Source organism: uncultured Porticoccus sp. (assembly GCF_963975625.1).
In the GTDB taxonomy this organism is placed as follows: domain Bacteria; phylum Pseudomonadota; class Gammaproteobacteria; order Pseudomonadales; family Porticoccaceae; genus Porticoccus.
This window is the reverse complement of sequence record NZ_CAXBHS010000008.1, coordinates 81565-96009: the sequence shown is the minus strand read 5'-3', so window position 1 is coordinate 96009 and position 14445 is coordinate 81565. Positions and strand designations below refer to the sequence as shown.

The following is a 14445-nucleotide window of genomic DNA, read 5'->3' as shown; positions in this document are numbered from 1 at the left end:
AGGTTGGCATCTATTATGCATTGACATAAATAGCCGCCCCATAATCTTTTTCTTGCCGGGTAGTGGCAACACACCAAGTTCCAGGTAATGAAGCCTGCCGAGTCACTTGTTTTAACAGTGGTCCGACAGGCTTTTTTTATTGAACAGGCAACGAATGGTAGCCACAACATCAAGCACTATTGGTTATTGTGAACCCCCTGATACCAGCACCCTTGAGCTGACACAGGTTGCTCGCAATGATGCCGGCATTATTGTCATCGGTGCGGGTCCCGTCGGCATGCGCCTTACCCACGACCTGCTTGCCAGAAAACCCCAACTGGCTGTTCACCTGTTCGGTGATGAAGCCTGCAGACCATACAATCGTATTCAGCTCTCGGCCCTGTTGGCCGGCGAGATTAACCGGGATGATATCGATCTGCCGTTGCCCGCTCTCGGCAATCACCCCAACTTTCAATTTACCAGCGCCGCTATCGTGGACATTGACCGCGAGCGGAAAACTGTTACCGATAGCAGCGGCACCCGCTTCCACTATCACAAGTTGGTGCTGGCCACCGGTGCCCGCGCTCATATTCCGAACATTCCAGGTATCGAGCGCCAGGGCGTGTTCAGTTTTCGCAGTCTCAAGGACACCGAAAGTCTCTATGCGCGAATCCTCCGCTCCCGTCATATTGTCGTGGTGGGCGGCGGTCTGCTGGGACTGGAGGCGGCCAAGGGATTGCTCAAATTCAATACCAGAGTCACCGTGGTTCAGCAGAGTTCGCGACTGATGAACCGGCAGCTGGATGAGCACGCAGCAGCACTTCTCGAAGCCGAAGTCCGCGCACTGGGTATTGATGTCATCACCCATTCCGGTGTGCGCTCTGTGGAGGGTTTTGAGCACGTCACCGGGGTCATCACCCGGGACGGCGAGACGATTCACTGCGATACCGTGTTGTTCTGTACCGGTATCACGCCGAACCTGGAGCTGGCTCGAAAGGCCCGTCTCCCGGTGGGCACTGGCATTCTGGTCAATGACCAGATGAGGACATCGGATCCCGATATTTTTGCTATCGGTGAGTGCTGTGAACACCTGGGCGTCACCTATGGGCTGGTCAACCCCGGTTACGAACAGGCGGCGGTGACTGCGGAAATCATTGCTGGCGAACCACAGAACAACCTGCCTCGCTATCTGGGCTCCATGGCTATCAGCCACCTCAAAGTGGTCGGCACCAGTGTCTGCAGTCTCGGAGAGATCAGTGACTTACCCAGCAGACCCTTCCAGAGAGAACTGCAATATTCTGACAAGCACAACGGTGCCTATCGAAAGCTGGTGGTACTTCGGGGCAGGATTATCGGCGCGGTGGCTATTGGCAACTGGCCGGAGTCCCGGCGCGTCCAGGAAGCCTATCAGAATGCACGCAAAATCCGGTTCTGGCACCTGCTGCGGTTTTATCTGACCGGCACTTTATGGGGCAAAGGCGGGGATGATATTGGTAATTGGCCCAGTGGCACCATCATCTGCCAGTGCAACAATATCAGTCGCGGCGAACTGTCCAGTGCGATTGCCACAAAGTGCAGCACACTGGCTCAGCTTCAGGATGTTACCCGGGCCGGTACCGTCTGTGGCTCTTGCAAGCCCCTGCTGCAACAGCTTTTGGGTGTCGCTGGCATGGAAAGGGAATCCGGGGCCACCCCCCTCACCATCGGCGCACTGCTGGCCATTGTACTGGTGACACTCATTGCTTTCTGGCCGGAAGCAAACGTAGCTGACAGCGTTCAGCAACAGGGCTGGTTCGAGGGTATCTGGAATGACAAATTCTGGAAACAGGTCACGGGCTTTACGCTGCTTGGGCTGACAGCCATCGGCTTGCTGATGTCACTGCGCAAACGCCTGTCCTGGACATGGATGGGCAAGTTCTCGGGGTGGCGTCTGGTCCATACCTCACTGGGAGTTCTGTGTTGCATCACGCTGGTGCTGCACAGCGGTTTTCACCTGGGATCCAACCTCAATCAATTGCTGATCATTAATTTTCTGGCAGTACTCCTGATGGGCGCCTTTACCAGTGGCGCCATTGGCCTTGGCCACAAACTGTCGACAGGGGCCGCGCAGGGCACAAGAAAGTCTATGCAATGGCTGCACATCATTGTGTCGTGGCCCCTGCCCGTCCTTTTGGCTTTACATATCCTCACCGTGTATTACTACTGATGCGGGGGCCGATGCATTGAAAAAAATCATCTGGGCCACATGGATTCTTGTCACGCTGTCGATAGCCGGCTACTACGGCTACATCCTGCTCAAGGCCGACAATAAACAGGCACTACTGATCGGCGAGACCAGCCATGGGCACTTCCAGATCGAACTGGCCTGTAGCAGTTGCCATACAGAGGCCTTTGGTGGTCCCGAACTCATTCAGGAAGCCTGTGTCGGCTGCCATGGTGCGGAGCTAGCAGAGGCCAACGATACGCACCCCAAAAAGAAGTTTACCGACCCGCGCAATGCAGACCGGCTCAGTGTGGTTGATGCCCGCTACTGTGTCAGCTGTCACACCGAGCACCGCAAAGAAATTACAGCCCCGATGGGAGTAACCCTGCCAGAGGATTATTGTTTCCACTGTCACACCGACGTCGGCGACGACCGGGAGAGCCATCAGGATCTGGCCTTTGATAGCTGTGCCAGCGCAGGCTGCCATAACTATCACGACAATCGGGCACTCTTTGAAGACTTTCTCGTCAATAACCACGGAGGTCCCTGGCTGAAGGAGATGGCCCGGATCACGAGTTCCACTGGCGCAAAAATACTTGCCAGCACACACATACCCAACCAACAGCCGGGATTCCCCGAGCAAAAAGCGGCTCACCCGGATGTCCATGAAGAATGGTCTGGCAGTAGCCATGCCGATGCCGGTGTGGACTGCGGTGGCTGTCACAGTGATGCCCGCTCCGGTGAATGGCTCGAAAAACCCGGCATTGCGCAATGCCAGACCTGCCATATTCACGAAGCCGAAAGCTATAAATCGGGCAAACACGGTATGCGACTGGCTCAGTCCCTGCCCGCTATCCGGCCTGCCGATTCCGAATTGCCCTTCAAGGAGACAGCGATGTCTCTGCAACAGGGTTGCAACAGCTGCCACAGTGCACACCGGACAGACACCCTGTTTGCCGCCAGCGAAGCCTGCCTGACCTGCCACAACGATGAACACTCACAGGGGTTCGAGGAATCACCCCACGGACAGCTGCTAAATCAGGCGATCGCCGGTGTCATTGCGGTGGAACAGGCCGTCAGCTGTGCGACCTGTCATATGCCGAGAACGGAGGACATTATCAATGGGGAAGCGGTGGTACAGGTCAATCACAACCAGAACCACAACCTGCGTCCCAATGAAAAGATGATCCGACCGGTTTGCATGCAGTGCCACAGTCTCGGTTTTTCCATTGACGCCCTGGCTGACCCGGCACTGATCAGGAACAACTTCAACGGCAAACCAGCCAACCACATCCCGTCCATCGACTGGTCACTCAAACGGGTGGCTGACTGATGCAATTCACCGCTGTAATTACCACAACCTACCCCCCATGTCATTACTCTGAAAACACGAGGAATTCACCATGAAACACATCAAAAAAATAGCCCTGATAACAACACTGCTCACCGGAAGCCTTGTTATTACCGCCTGCAATGAAGCGCCACCGGCAAAAGCGGGCATACCACCAAAACTCTACACTGACTCACTGTTTGCGGTCATGAATGCCGACCGGGCCAACTACACCAAATTAATCATTCAGCGCCTGGGACCCAATGGCGCGGGCGCCATCAAGCCGGATGAACACTGGAAGGAAATAGAGAATGGGGCATTATTGCCGGCCCAGATGTTCCGGGCAGGCTCAGAGGCCGTCGCGGAAGTGACCGATGAATTCACCTACTCACTGCAATCCCTGTGGCCTATCAACAAGCAGAATGCACCCAAGACCCCCCTTGAAGAAGAGGGCCTACAATACACCGTGGACAATCCCGGTGAAAACTTCTACGGTGAGGAAAAGCTGGGTGACGTGACCTACTTTACGGCGGTATATCCCGATGTTGCCGTCTCCCCCGCCTGCACAACCTGCCATAACGATCACAAGGACTCCCCCAGAACCGACTTCGATATCGGTGACGTGATGGGTGGTGTGGTTATCCGTGTTCCCCTTTAACTGATCCGAATTTCTGACCCTGGTGGCCCTATGTTGAACAAAAAATGCGTGATCACCGCTGTTATTTGTCTCGGCTTGTCGGCCTGCTCCGACAAGCCGGGCTCATCCGTCGACGATGGAACACCTGCCGGACAGACGCCATCTTCTGTCCACCCCGGCGAACCACTGGTGAAAGCCAACTGTCGCGTCTGCCACGCATCGGGCATCAATGGCGCGCCCATCATCGGCAATAACAGGATGTGGGCATCCAGGATCAGCCAGGGGGAGGAAACTCTTGTTCAACATGCCACCGACGGTTACGGGCTAATGCCCGCCCGCGGTGGTTCAACATTGACCGATGAACAAATGGCACAGGCGGTCAGCTATATGCTGTCGCAGCTGACCGCCCAACCACAATAGAGGATATACCCATGACACCCGAGCAAATACACGCCTGCAAAACCTCCTGGGCCAAGGTGGAACCGATTGCCGATACCGCAGCCGCCCTCTTCTACAACAACCTGTTTGCCGCAGATCCAACCTTAAAACCCCTGTTCAAGGGAGACATGGGGGAACAGGGTAAAAAGCTGATGGAAATGATCGGCGCTGCGGTGCGCATGCTGGATCGACTCGACGAACTGGTGCCCGTAGTGGAAGCCATGGGCAAGCGTCATGTCGCCTATGGGGTTAAAGATGCCCATTACGATACCGTCGGCAGTGCGCTGATCGAAACCCTGCAGACCGGCCTTGGCGACAGCTTCACCGATGATGCAAAGGAAGCATGGTTAGTCGCTTACGGTATCCTCGCCTCCACCATGATTGCAGCGGCTCACAAAGAGACCTGAGCCTGAGCCCCCCGGACGGATCAGGCGGCATGGTGGCCGAATGCTCAATAATCCTCAGGTTTAAACGACACCCGCCAACTGATCCGTCAGCGCCAACCAAAGAGCGTCCATGCCGCGCTGGAGATCCCGCAGTTTGAGGCGACCCACGGCGCTGTAGTGGCTTTCAACAACATCGAGCCGTATCAAATCCATGGCGGGGTGCCCCCAGGCGGCATATTCCCAGTCCAGTATCACCGGGCCACGACCCGTATCGATGATATTTTCCGGGATCAGGTCATGGTGACAGATGACCGGTTGCCAGGAGCCGGCATCAATGGCTGCAGCATGCTCTTCGATAGCATCTGCCGCCACGGGGCGAACGGCTAGCTGGGCGAGGTAGTGTCGACAGTGATTCAGGTAGCTGAAACGGCTGGCTGTAGCCGGTTTAGGAAAAGCCCGGATTTTTTCGAGCAGAGGCAACAGTTGCCGGTTTAGCCGATGATCGTTATCAACCGTCCCCGCATCCCATACTCGTCCGTCGACAAATTCCGTTACCAGCACCTCGCCGGTCACATAAAGCAGCTTTGGCACATAGCCGGTGGGCTGCAACAGGCGAAGCAGAGCCTCCTCCCTTTGGCGGTCAATTCCCAGCGCCTTGCTGTGCGGTGTATTGACTCTCACTACGGCTCGCCTGGAGCCACTTTCCACCAGAAAAGACAGATTGGTCATGCCGCCGGACAGGGGTTCAACCAGAGACGGTTTACCTGGCAGACAGACTTCCCAGCGCCGCCATTCAGATAACGTCTGGTGCAGCAAACTCTTGCCGTCGCTCAGTGATTGGCTGTTCAAGGTAATGTTTTCTCCAGCGGATAAAACCGAGCACGACCAGCACCAGATAAACAGCAAACAAGCCGGCCGTGAGGTAAAGTTCACGATCCAGATAAAGGTAAATTGATGCCCCGTCGACGACAATCCAGTAGAGCCAGTTTTCCAGAATTTTGCGGGCCACCATCACCGTAGTCAGCACCCCGCCCCAGGTAGTGAAGGAGTCCAGATAAGGCAAGTGGGCATCGGTGTGTTGGGACAGCAGGTGACCAGACACGGCAGAAGCCAGTACAACAGCGAGCAACGCATACAAGTGTTGCGTTAGCCCCCAGCGGGATATCCTGACGCCGCGGTGCTCGACACCACCGCGACGCCACTGATACCACCCATAAACCGCCATCACCAGATAATAGACGTGCAGCAACGAGCCCATGTAAAGACTGACACCGCCAAACACCCAGATATAAATAGCCGTGCCAAAAAAGGCACAGAACCAGCACAGGCTGTTCTCTCGCATAGCCAGCACGAGATAGGCCAATGAAAAAACCACCGCCAGTGCTTCCAGGCTCAACCAATCCGACATTCAGAGTGCCTCATAGCCGGGAATTACCTTGAGTACATAAATCGCCATCCCGAACTCCTTACGGCAGGCGGCGATGGTATCTTGAACCGCCTGCATGGCCGTCTGGTATTCACCCTGCACCACCGTACTGGTGGGGAAGGTCTGCACCTCAAGCCCCGGATAGCAGTTAATCTTCTCAATAAACCCCTTGATCGGCGGAATAAAGTCCTCCCGGTTAGGATACATACTGACATCAATGGTCACCTGCATATGATAAATCTCCTTGGGGTAATGCCCTTAAAAGCGGTATTTGGCGGTGGCGCCAACAATGCGCGGCTCACCATACTGATAATAGGGTTCAGTCTGATAAAAATTGCGGGGGTCATTGCCGAAGCCACCAAAACCGCGAACAATCACATCCCGGTCTGTCAGATTACGTCCCCACAGCATGAAATCCCACTGTTGCACCCGGTACTCAAGCCGGGCATTGAACAGCTCGTAGCGATTTGACCTGGCGTTGTGACGCGGCGACAAATAGAACTGCTGCTTGCCTTCCATTTCCAGTGCTGCCGACATCTGTCCGGTTAAGGCCACCTCGACCCCCAGGGAAAACTGGTAGGAAGGCGCATGTGCCTGCTCCCGACCATCGAGATCGACCGCTACATTGTTTTCCGGATCGGCATCCACATGGCTCAAGCTTTCAAAATCCTGATAGGTAGCACGGAGCAGGCCAAGACTGCCGTAGACCTGAACATCGTCCATCGCTAACCAGTCAAACATCAGCTCAAGACCATAATTACGACCTTTGGACGCATTATCAAAGGTGTCAATAAAACTGCAGGGGCACAGATCACCGGTAATCGGCTTGACCAATGATTGCTTGACCTGCATATCCCGTCGCATTTGGTAAAACAGTGCCAGATTAACCTGCAGGGTGCGATCCAGCCAGTCACCCTTGATGCCGGTTTCGACATTCCACATATATTCGGTATCAAAATCCCGGGCATCGGAGTCCAGCTCAGGGTTACTGTTGACCCCACCGGCCTTGTACCCGCGCGAGACCAGACCATAGAGCAGGGTTTCCGGACTCAGACCGAACTCCAGAGCCAGACGACCTCCCCAGAGCCTTTCACTGGTATCGTGACGAACTCCCTCGCTGTCCAGATAATCGGCACGGCGAAACTCGATTCGTGCGCCGCTGACCAGCTTTAAACGGTCACTGAGTCGGGTGTCCAGCTGACCGTAGACAGCCCGATTGCGGGTATCAAAATCGCTGGTGAAGTCACCGTCAGCATAGGTGTATTGTCGCAGTAGCGACTCATTCTGCCTGCGGTAATAAATACCCAGCACCCAGTCGCTGGCACCATTAAACAGGCGACCCGCTTCATTGGAAATCAACTTCAGATCCAGAGTGCCGTTATAGCGGCTGCGCTGGTAGCGATCAAAAGAGGAATAGGCCCAACCCTCGCAAGGCTGGTCATCACAGATAGCCGCAAAGCTCCAGTCCTCGTCATAACTGTATTCCAGGTTGGTATCGGCATAACTGACCAATCCGACCACATCAAATTGCTCAGTGGCTTGCCAGATACTCTCAACCGCAAAGGCCGTGGATTCCTGACGGTCGTGACCCGGCTGATCGGAGAGCGTATTGCGGGTGTTGTCCAGCGAAAAGGCATCGTAGCCATTGTCGGCGTCCACGTAGAAACCGGTGAAATTCAGCTGTAACCGATCGCTGGCTTGCCATTGCAACTTGCCCCGGGCAGTGAGCTCGTCAATGTTACTGGTATCCTTGCGATTGAGAAATTCGTTATCGATATAGCCGTCACTGCGATGGCCCTGCACGGCCAGACGGTAACCCAGATTATCGGCAATCGGGCCACTCAATACCGCGCTGGTGGTGCGGGTTTCATACTCGGCAATGGAGGTTTCAATGTGACCTTCAAAAATGTCAGTGGGGTTATTGGATGTCATATTGATCAAACCCGCCAGTGCGTTGGCGCCGTAGAGCGTACCCTGGGGACCGCGCAACACTTCAACCTGACGCAAGTCGAGGGTTGTTGCCGCACCGCCGATACCACTGAAATCGATCCCGTCAATCAACAAACCCACCGAGGGGTTCAGCGGCTCGATAAACTGACTGCGCTCCCCGATACCACGGATCTGGATAAACTTGCCGCGCGATGCACCGCTGGAAAAGTTCACATTCGGAACCAGATTCAGGAGCTGGTCCAGGTGACGGGCCTGACGGCGTTCAATCTGCTGACTGTCGAGAACGGAGACACTGTTGCCGGTATCCAGCAAGGATACGTCACGAAACTCGGCAGTCACCACGACTTCCTGAATCGTTTCAGCGGGTAGCGTTGGTGTGGGGGTCTCGGCTGCTGTGCCCTCGGAATTCTCGAGCTCTGTGGCAAGCACACCGCCGGAAAGGAGGCAGGCAAATACCAGCCATTGCATTTTTCGAAAAAGGTCTATCATCATGAGCCCCATTAACACTGTTAAAGAGACCCGGATATGGAAGGAGTGAACGGTGGTTTTGCGTCCTATCCCTACGCCGGTACTATCCGGATCAGGTTCAAAGGGTTCATCCGAAGATGTCTCAGGCTTACGCCGCCCCTTAGGAATAAACACCTGCTGTGTGCAGGTGAGATTGGGAGTTTACGCGAATCAATCACCAACTCAATGGCTGTATTTAAATAATTTTGGAATAACGAATTTCCGGCTCGGATTTGTTGATATAGGCATCAAAAGTCATGCAGATGCGGCGAATCAACAGTCGTCCCACCGGGGTTACCCGGAGGCTATCCGGGTTGAGAACCACCAAGCCGTCGTCCATCATCGACCGCAGCTGAATCAACTCTGCCGCAAAGTAGTCGGCAAACACAACGCCAAATTGTTGCTCGATGTCAGAAAAATTCAACTCAAAATGGCAAATCAACTGCTTGATCACCATCTGGCGCAGCAGGTCATCAGGGCTCAGCTCAAATCCCCGTGCCACCGGCAGATGACCGCTGTCGATGGCAATCTGGTAATCCTCGATCTGCTTGTGATTCTGGGCAAACACATTGTCTATGGCACTGATAGCGGACACGCCAAAGGCCACCAGATCAGAGCCGCCGTGGGTGGAGTAACCCTGGAAATTGCGCTGCAACACACCGTTGCGCTGGGCCACTGCCAGCTCGTCGTCCGGGTGGGCAAAATGGTCCATGCCAATGTAAACGTAACCGGCATTAAGCAACACCTGAGTCATCCGCTCCATCATCAACAACTTTTCGGACGCGCTGGGCAGTGCGCTTTCGTCGATTTGTCTCTGCACCTTGAACAGATGGGGTAAATGGGCGTAATTGAAAACTGATAGGCGGTCCGGGCCGAGGTCAATGATGCTGTCCAGGGTGTGCCTGAAAGTATCCCAACTCTGGTGGGGCAAACCGTAGATCAGGTCCATGCTGATGGAATGGAAACCTTCGGCGCGGCCCGCCTCCACTAGCGCACGCACCTCCTCCACAGAATTGAAACGGTTGACCGCCTGCTGCACGGTGGGATCGAAATCCTGAACCCCCATACTGAGGCGGTTAAATCCCAAATCCCGCAGACAGCTGATCGTACTGACGGCCATATCACCAGGATGAATCTCTATCGAATACTCGCCACTGTCGTCATCCAACAGGTTGAAATGTTTGCGGGTGGCGGCCATCAACAGGCGTTTTTCATCATCACTGATGTAAGTGGGTGTACCGCCACCCCAATGCAGCTGATGGACTGGCCGGGAACGGTCAAACAGTGCCCCCTGACAAGCCACCTCGGTGATCAGCCTTTCCAGATACGGCATGGCACGCTTGCGATTGGCCGTGATGATTTTGTTGCAGGCACAGTAATAACAGACCGTGCTGCAGAAGGGCAGATGAAAATACAGGGACAGAGGACGACCCGCTGCATTACTGCGCTCAATCGCGAGACACAGTGCTGCCTCGCCAAAGCCTTCGTGGAATTGTGGCGCCGTGGGGTAAGACGTGTAGCGGGGGCCGGACAGGTCGTAACGCTCGATCAGCGGACGATCCCAGATGGCCGTATTTTCAGAAATCACGGTGACAAAAACCTGTTGAGGAAAAAACGAATCCTAGCAGCGGTTCACCTACAGCTCGTTGATGTCGATCAACCCACTCGATCAAGCTCAAGCCACAGTCCCGCCCACCAAGAGGGTTACCCTGATGGCCAAGTCGCCCGGCATGCGTCATTCCATACCCGTTTTGGGCGACTCTCTGTTAAAGTAACGCCCCCCCATAAGTCTGTTTCCTCCATGCTGGCACGTCGTGACAAAATCTTTTTTGGTATCCTGGCCATTACAGTGCTTGGGGCATTGGCCCTGTCACTGCTGTTGGGCTGGTATATCTGGCGGGAATCCGTTGGCACAGAGGAGCAGCGTCTGCAGCAATTGTCACAGCGGCTCGGTGAGGAAACAGAACAGGCCATTATTGACGCCCGCAATCTGCTTGAAACCCTCAATGAGCGGACCACTGACCCTTGTAACGCCACCCACCTGGCGATGATGCAGGAGGTCGCCATAGCGCGCCCCTATATCCGGGCAATCGGCTACTGGCGTGCCGCCGAACGACTCTGTGGCGCCGGGTTTATTCAGGGCATATCCTTCACGCCACCCAAAGCCAGCCGTATTTACAACTCGGGAGTGATTGCCTGGTGGCCCAGCGAGACCACAGAAGTGGGTGGCGTACAGCTGTTTCTGATGCGATTTGGTCACCATGATGTGGTGATCGACCCACGGTTGTTACTGAACGTGGACCTTCTGGAGGGCCAGATGGCCGGCCTTTGGGTAGAAAGACTGCCCATGATCACGACACCACCCAATGCCGTTTTCCCACCGCTGGAAAGCCTCAAACAGGGGATGACTGTCAATCAATCGACGGGGCAGATGATTTCCCGGTTTTCCCTGGGCACCCTGCTTCCCATCGATATTGTCGCCATTCAGCCAATGAGCGAGTTCTGGAAACGCTATCTGCCCACCCTGATCACCGCCGGAATATTAGCCCTGCTACTGATCCCCCTTTGGGTATTCGCTGTGGTCCGTTACTCCCGCCAGCACCTTAGCCTGGCCGCCGAATTGCGTGATGCAATCACCAGAAATAAACTGAGAGTCAACTATCAGCCCATCGTGGATATGTCCAATGGACGCTGCCTCGGCGCGGAATCGCTGGCACGCTGGACCCGTGACAACGGTGAAGCTGTCGGCCCGGATATTTTCATTCCAATCGCCGAGGAGGCCGGGTTGGCCACCGACCTGGCTCGGGCCATGCTGCAAGGCATCCTTCACGAACTGGGCGATCTTCTAAAACAATGCCCGGATCTCAGCATCAACCTCAACCTTTCTGCACAGGACTTCCAGACAGACCGGCTGTTTGTCCACCTTGAAACTGAGCTGAAAGCTGCCGGGCTGGCCACTTCGGCCATAAAACTGGAAATTACCGAACGGGCATTGGTGGACAGTGACTCGGCGCGGCAGCGAATCCGCACCCTGCGCCAACAGGGTCATCTGGTGGCTATTGATGATTTCGGCACCGGTTACTCCAGCCTTTCCTATCTGGAAAGTTTTGAGCTGGATGCCCTGAAAATCGACAAGTCTTTTGTCGATGCCATTGAAAACCAGGCTGTTACCAGCAGCGTGATTGTCCATGTAATCGAGATGGCAAAATCATTGAACCTGGATATTATTGCCGAGGGCGTCGAGTGTGATCATCAGGCAAAGTGGCTCTTGAGTCAGGGCGTCAGGCTGGGGCAGGGTTACCTGTTCAGCCGTCCTTTAACCGCTCGTCAGTTTATTGACTTCCATCAAAAATACAGCTGACCGATCAGCTCAGCACAGATAAACTATTCCGCCCCGGAGGGAATGACCAACCCGTCTCAACCCTGTCCGGGCCGTTTCCCTATCAACCACCGGAGAATTGACTGCTTGAAAAAAATGCCTGTGCCAAGTTGCCCCAAGACATCACTGAATTACCTGTTCGTCGCGATAATTACATTGGCAAGCGGTGGCTGTAGCCTTTGGGATCCACTGACGGAGCAGTCAGAGCCAGCCAGAATCACCAGCCTTTCGGATAGCACAAAAAGCAGCCCGGTAAAACGTAAGGCAACGCTGAGTGACAGTGGCAAGATCAACCCGCTGCCCCCGGAACAGGTCGGTTATTACATGGATGTCCAGTATGCCAACCTCCAGCAGAAGCTCAGGAATCAGGGTATCGACCTCAGCCTACAGAACAGTAAAATCACCATGATTATCCCCGGGGCAACCATCTTTGATGTCAACAGCACAGACATCAATAAGGGGGCTCAATCGGCCCTGACAGCCATTACCGGGGTATTGGCAGAGTATGACAACACAATGATTACTGTGGCCGGTCACACCGACAATCAGGGAGAGACTGACTATAATCAGGAACTCTCCGAACAGCGTGCCCTCGCCATTGGCAAATACCTTTCCCAACGCGGCATCACGCCCACCAGGTTGGTGATTCAGTACTTTGGTCAGAACCGTCCTATCGCCGATAACAGCATTGCCTCGGGCCGCGCTGAAAATCGCCGTGTCGAGCTGATCATAGAGCCCATCGTTACCCGACAATCGTCGTCGTAACCTGAACTGGAAATTCTCGGCCAACACCTGCAAACGCGGCCTTCGAACCGAGAGTATAGACCAAGGTGTCACTGGCAATAGCCCATGCTGGCCAGTATAATTCCGCCACTCTGGAAACCCGCCGGGTGGACCTGTGCATTTCCGCTTCCCTAACCTCAAGAGAGAAGAAGACGAGACATGAGCTACAACAAGATTCCCGCTGGCAACGACCTGCCGCACGATATCAACGTGGTCATTGAAATCCCTGCCAACCACGACCCCATCAAATATGAAATCGACAAGGACAGCGATGCAATTTTTGTTGACCGCTTTGTCGCAACACCCATGTTTTATCCGGCAAATTACGGCTATATTCCACAGACTCTGTCGGAAGACGGCGATCCCCTGGATGTACTGGTGGTAACACCCTACCCGGTCATGCCCGGCTCAGTGATCCGCAGCCGGGTCATCGGCGTGTTAAACATGACCGATGAGTCCGGTGTGGATGCCAAGCTACTGGCGGTACCCCACACCAAGCTCACCAAGCTGTATGACCACGTGCAGGAAATTGCCGACCTGCCGGAGCTACTGATCAAACAGATCAAACACTACTTTGAAAATTACAAGACACTCGAAGCCGGCAAGTGGGTGAAAGTTGAAGGCTGGGACAATGCCGAAGCAGCCCGCAGGGAAATTACCGCTTCGCGCGATCGCTATCTGCAAGAGGAAGGCTGAAACACGGGCCGACACTCACCAATAAAAAACCCGGCATTTAACGCCGGGTTTTTTATGTCATGCCGATACTGACTGCTCCCAATCCAGCATCTGCTGTTTCCTGGACAGCCCCCAGCGATACCCCCCCAGCTCGCCGTTGCTGCGGATCACACGATGGCAGGGAACCAGCCAGGCCACCGGGTTGGCACCAATCGCGCTGGCTACGGCGCGCACCGCTTTGCGCTGGTCAATGGCACTGGCCACCTGCTGATAGGTGGTCACACTGGCAAAGGGGATCGACAATAGTGCCTGCCAGACCCGTCGCTGAAATACCGTACCCTTCGCACTCAGTGTCAAGCTGTCTTCCTGCGGGTTCTCCCGGGCAGGCCGACAAAACAGCGTTTGTACGAAAGCTGCTACACCCGCATCATCACGATTGAAACGCCGGGATTTATCCAGCCGGGGAAAAACCCGAAAAGGATCGGTTTCACCGCGGTCCTGAAACACCAGCTGCTCAATACCGGACTCTGACCAGACCAACCAAAGCGAGCCAAATGGTGAGGGCGAATTGCCATAACGGGCATCGAGCCCATCCTGATAATCAACCAGACGGATTTTCATTTCTCTACTCTACCCTGTTGCTGACGGAATAATGACAAGGGAAAGGTATTACGGCAACCATCTGCTGGTGGCAATTGATTCAGACTGATATCGGCAGGACCTATTCGACAGAATCAATACAAATACAGGAT

General features: G+C 54.7%; 14 protein-coding genes and 1 riboswitch. Of the genes, 8 read left to right on the top strand and 6 right to left on the bottom strand.

Features of this window, described 5'->3' with window-relative positions; all coding sequences use genetic code 11:
• Positions 1-154 precede the first annotated feature (154 nt).
• The 5 genes from AACZ64_RS08910 to AACZ64_RS08890 all read left to right on the top strand — a co-directional run bounded on the left by AACZ64_RS08910 (position 155) and on the right by AACZ64_RS08890 (position 4994).
• The gene (locus tag AACZ64_RS08910) at positions 155-2185 is read left to right on the top strand and encodes an FAD-dependent oxidoreductase (RefSeq protein ID WP_293615332.1); all 2031 of its coding nucleotides are present in this window, start codon (positions 155-157) and stop codon (positions 2183-2185) included.
• A gap of 16 nt (positions 2186-2201) precedes the next feature.
• Positions 2202-3515, top strand: a complete 1314-nt coding sequence (locus AACZ64_RS08905; RefSeq protein WP_293615331.1) for a cytochrome c3 family protein — start codon at positions 2202-2204, stop codon at positions 3513-3515.
• 70 nt (positions 3516-3585) lie between these two features.
• A complete protein-coding gene (locus AACZ64_RS08900) occupies positions 3586-4170 on the top strand; it encodes a DUF3365 domain-containing protein (protein ID WP_036859978.1) in 585 nt (194 codons plus the stop codon).
• Positions 4171-4200: 30 nt separating this feature from the next.
• Positions 4201-4569, top strand: a complete 369-nt coding sequence (locus tag AACZ64_RS08895; protein WP_339639896.1) for a c-type cytochrome — start codon at positions 4201-4203, stop codon at positions 4567-4569.
• 11 nt (positions 4570-4580) lie between these two features.
• Positions 4581-4994, top strand: a complete 414-nt coding sequence (locus tag AACZ64_RS08890; RefSeq protein ID WP_293614905.1) for a globin family protein — start codon at positions 4581-4583, stop codon at positions 4992-4994.
• A 60-nt stretch (positions 4995-5054) separates the two neighbouring features.
• Here the strand turns inward: AACZ64_RS08890 and AACZ64_RS08885 are convergent, their stop codons facing one another.
• The 5 genes from AACZ64_RS08885 to hemN all read right to left on the bottom strand — a co-directional run bounded on the left by AACZ64_RS08885 (position 5055) and on the right by hemN (position 10444).
• Positions 5055-5822 (bottom strand): choline/ethanolamine kinase family protein, encoded by a 768-nt coding sequence (locus AACZ64_RS08885; RefSeq protein ID WP_293614906.1) that lies wholly within the window; start codon positions 5820-5822, stop codon positions 5055-5057.
• Positions 5767-6381 carry a nicotinamide riboside transporter PnuC gene (gene pnuC / locus AACZ64_RS08880; protein WP_293614907.1) on the bottom strand — a complete coding sequence of 205 codons (615 nt, stop codon included), beginning with the start codon at positions 6379-6381 and terminating at the stop codon, positions 5767-5769. Before pnuC ends, AACZ64_RS08885 begins: the two co-directional genes overlap by 56 nt.
• On the bottom strand, positions 6382-6630 hold the full coding sequence (locus AACZ64_RS08875; protein ID WP_293614908.1) for a hypothetical protein: 249 nt from the start codon (positions 6628-6630) through the stop codon (positions 6382-6384).
• 27 nt (positions 6631-6657) lie between these two features.
• Entirely contained in the window at positions 6658-8838 is a 2181-nt protein-coding gene (locus AACZ64_RS08870; RefSeq protein ID WP_339639895.1) for a TonB-dependent receptor, read from the bottom strand.
• A gap of 51 nt (positions 8839-8889) precedes the next feature.
• Positions 8890-8988: riboswitch (TPP riboswitch) on the bottom strand.
• Positions 8989-9052: 64 nt separating this feature from the next.
• Complete coding sequence (hemN, locus tag AACZ64_RS08865) at positions 9053-10444, bottom strand: oxygen-independent coproporphyrinogen III oxidase (protein WP_293614910.1); 1392 nt, start codon at positions 10442-10444, stop codon at positions 9053-9055.
• Between the two features lie 213 nt (positions 10445-10657).
• Between hemN and AACZ64_RS08860 the strand changes: the two genes are divergently transcribed.
• From AACZ64_RS08860 to ppa, 3 genes are all read left to right on the top strand, one after another.
• Positions 10658-12217: an EAL domain-containing protein gene (locus AACZ64_RS08860; RefSeq protein ID WP_293614911.1), complete on the top strand. Its 1560-nt coding sequence runs from the start codon at positions 10658-10660 to the stop codon at positions 12215-12217.
• A 114-nt stretch (positions 12218-12331) separates the two neighbouring features.
• Entirely contained in the window at positions 12332-13000 is a 669-nt protein-coding gene (locus tag AACZ64_RS08855; RefSeq protein ID WP_339639905.1) for an OmpA family protein, read from the top strand.
• Between the two features lie 177 nt (positions 13001-13177).
• On the top strand, positions 13178-13714 hold the full coding sequence (gene ppa / locus AACZ64_RS08850; RefSeq protein ID WP_036859967.1) for an inorganic diphosphatase: 537 nt from the start codon (positions 13178-13180) through the stop codon (positions 13712-13714).
• 57 nt (positions 13715-13771) lie between these two features.
• Here ppa and AACZ64_RS08845 read toward each other — a convergent pair whose 3' ends face one another.
• Positions 13772-14314 carry a methylated-DNA--[protein]-cysteine S-methyltransferase gene (locus tag AACZ64_RS08845; protein ID WP_293614913.1) on the bottom strand — a complete coding sequence of 181 codons (543 nt, stop codon included), beginning with the start codon at positions 14312-14314 and terminating at the stop codon, positions 13772-13774.
• Positions 14315-14445 lie beyond the last annotated feature (131 nt).

Bases quoted from the DNA above. Each gene is read 5' to 3' on its own strand.
- AACZ64_RS08910 (WP_293615332.1), top strand. From the start codon at position 155: ATGGTAGCCACAACATCAAGCACTATTGGTTATTGTGAACCCCCTGAT.
- AACZ64_RS08900 (WP_036859978.1), top strand. From the start codon at position 3,586: ATGAAACACATCAAAAAAATAGCCCTGATAACAACACTGCTCACCGGA.
- AACZ64_RS08895 (WP_339639896.1), top strand. From the start codon at position 4,201: ATGTTGAACAAAAAATGCGTGATCACCGCTGTTATTTGTCTCGGCTTG.
- AACZ64_RS08890 (WP_293614905.1), top strand. From the start codon at position 4,581: ATGACACCCGAGCAAATACACGCCTGCAAAACCTCCTGGGCCAAGGTG.
- pnuC (WP_293614907.1), bottom strand. From the start codon at position 6,381: ATGTCGGATTGGTTGAGCCTGGAAGCACTGGCGGTGGTTTTTTCATTG.
- AACZ64_RS08875 (WP_293614908.1), bottom strand. From the start codon at position 6,630: ATGCAGGTGACCATTGATGTCAGTATGTATCCTAACCGGGAGGACTTT.
- AACZ64_RS08870 (WP_339639895.1), bottom strand. From the start codon at position 8,838: ATGATAGACCTTTTTCGAAAAATGCAATGGCTGGTATTTGCCTGCCTC.
- AACZ64_RS08860 (WP_293614911.1), top strand. From the start codon at position 10,658: ATGCTGGCACGTCGTGACAAAATCTTTTTTGGTATCCTGGCCATTACA.
- AACZ64_RS08855 (WP_339639905.1), top strand. From the start codon at position 12,332: ATGCCTGTGCCAAGTTGCCCCAAGACATCACTGAATTACCTGTTCGTC.
- ppa (WP_036859967.1), top strand. From the start codon at position 13,178: ATGAGCTACAACAAGATTCCCGCTGGCAACGACCTGCCGCACGATATC.
- AACZ64_RS08845 (WP_293614913.1), bottom strand. From the start codon at position 14,314: ATGAAAATCCGTCTGGTTGATTATCAGGATGGGCTCGATGCCCGTTAT.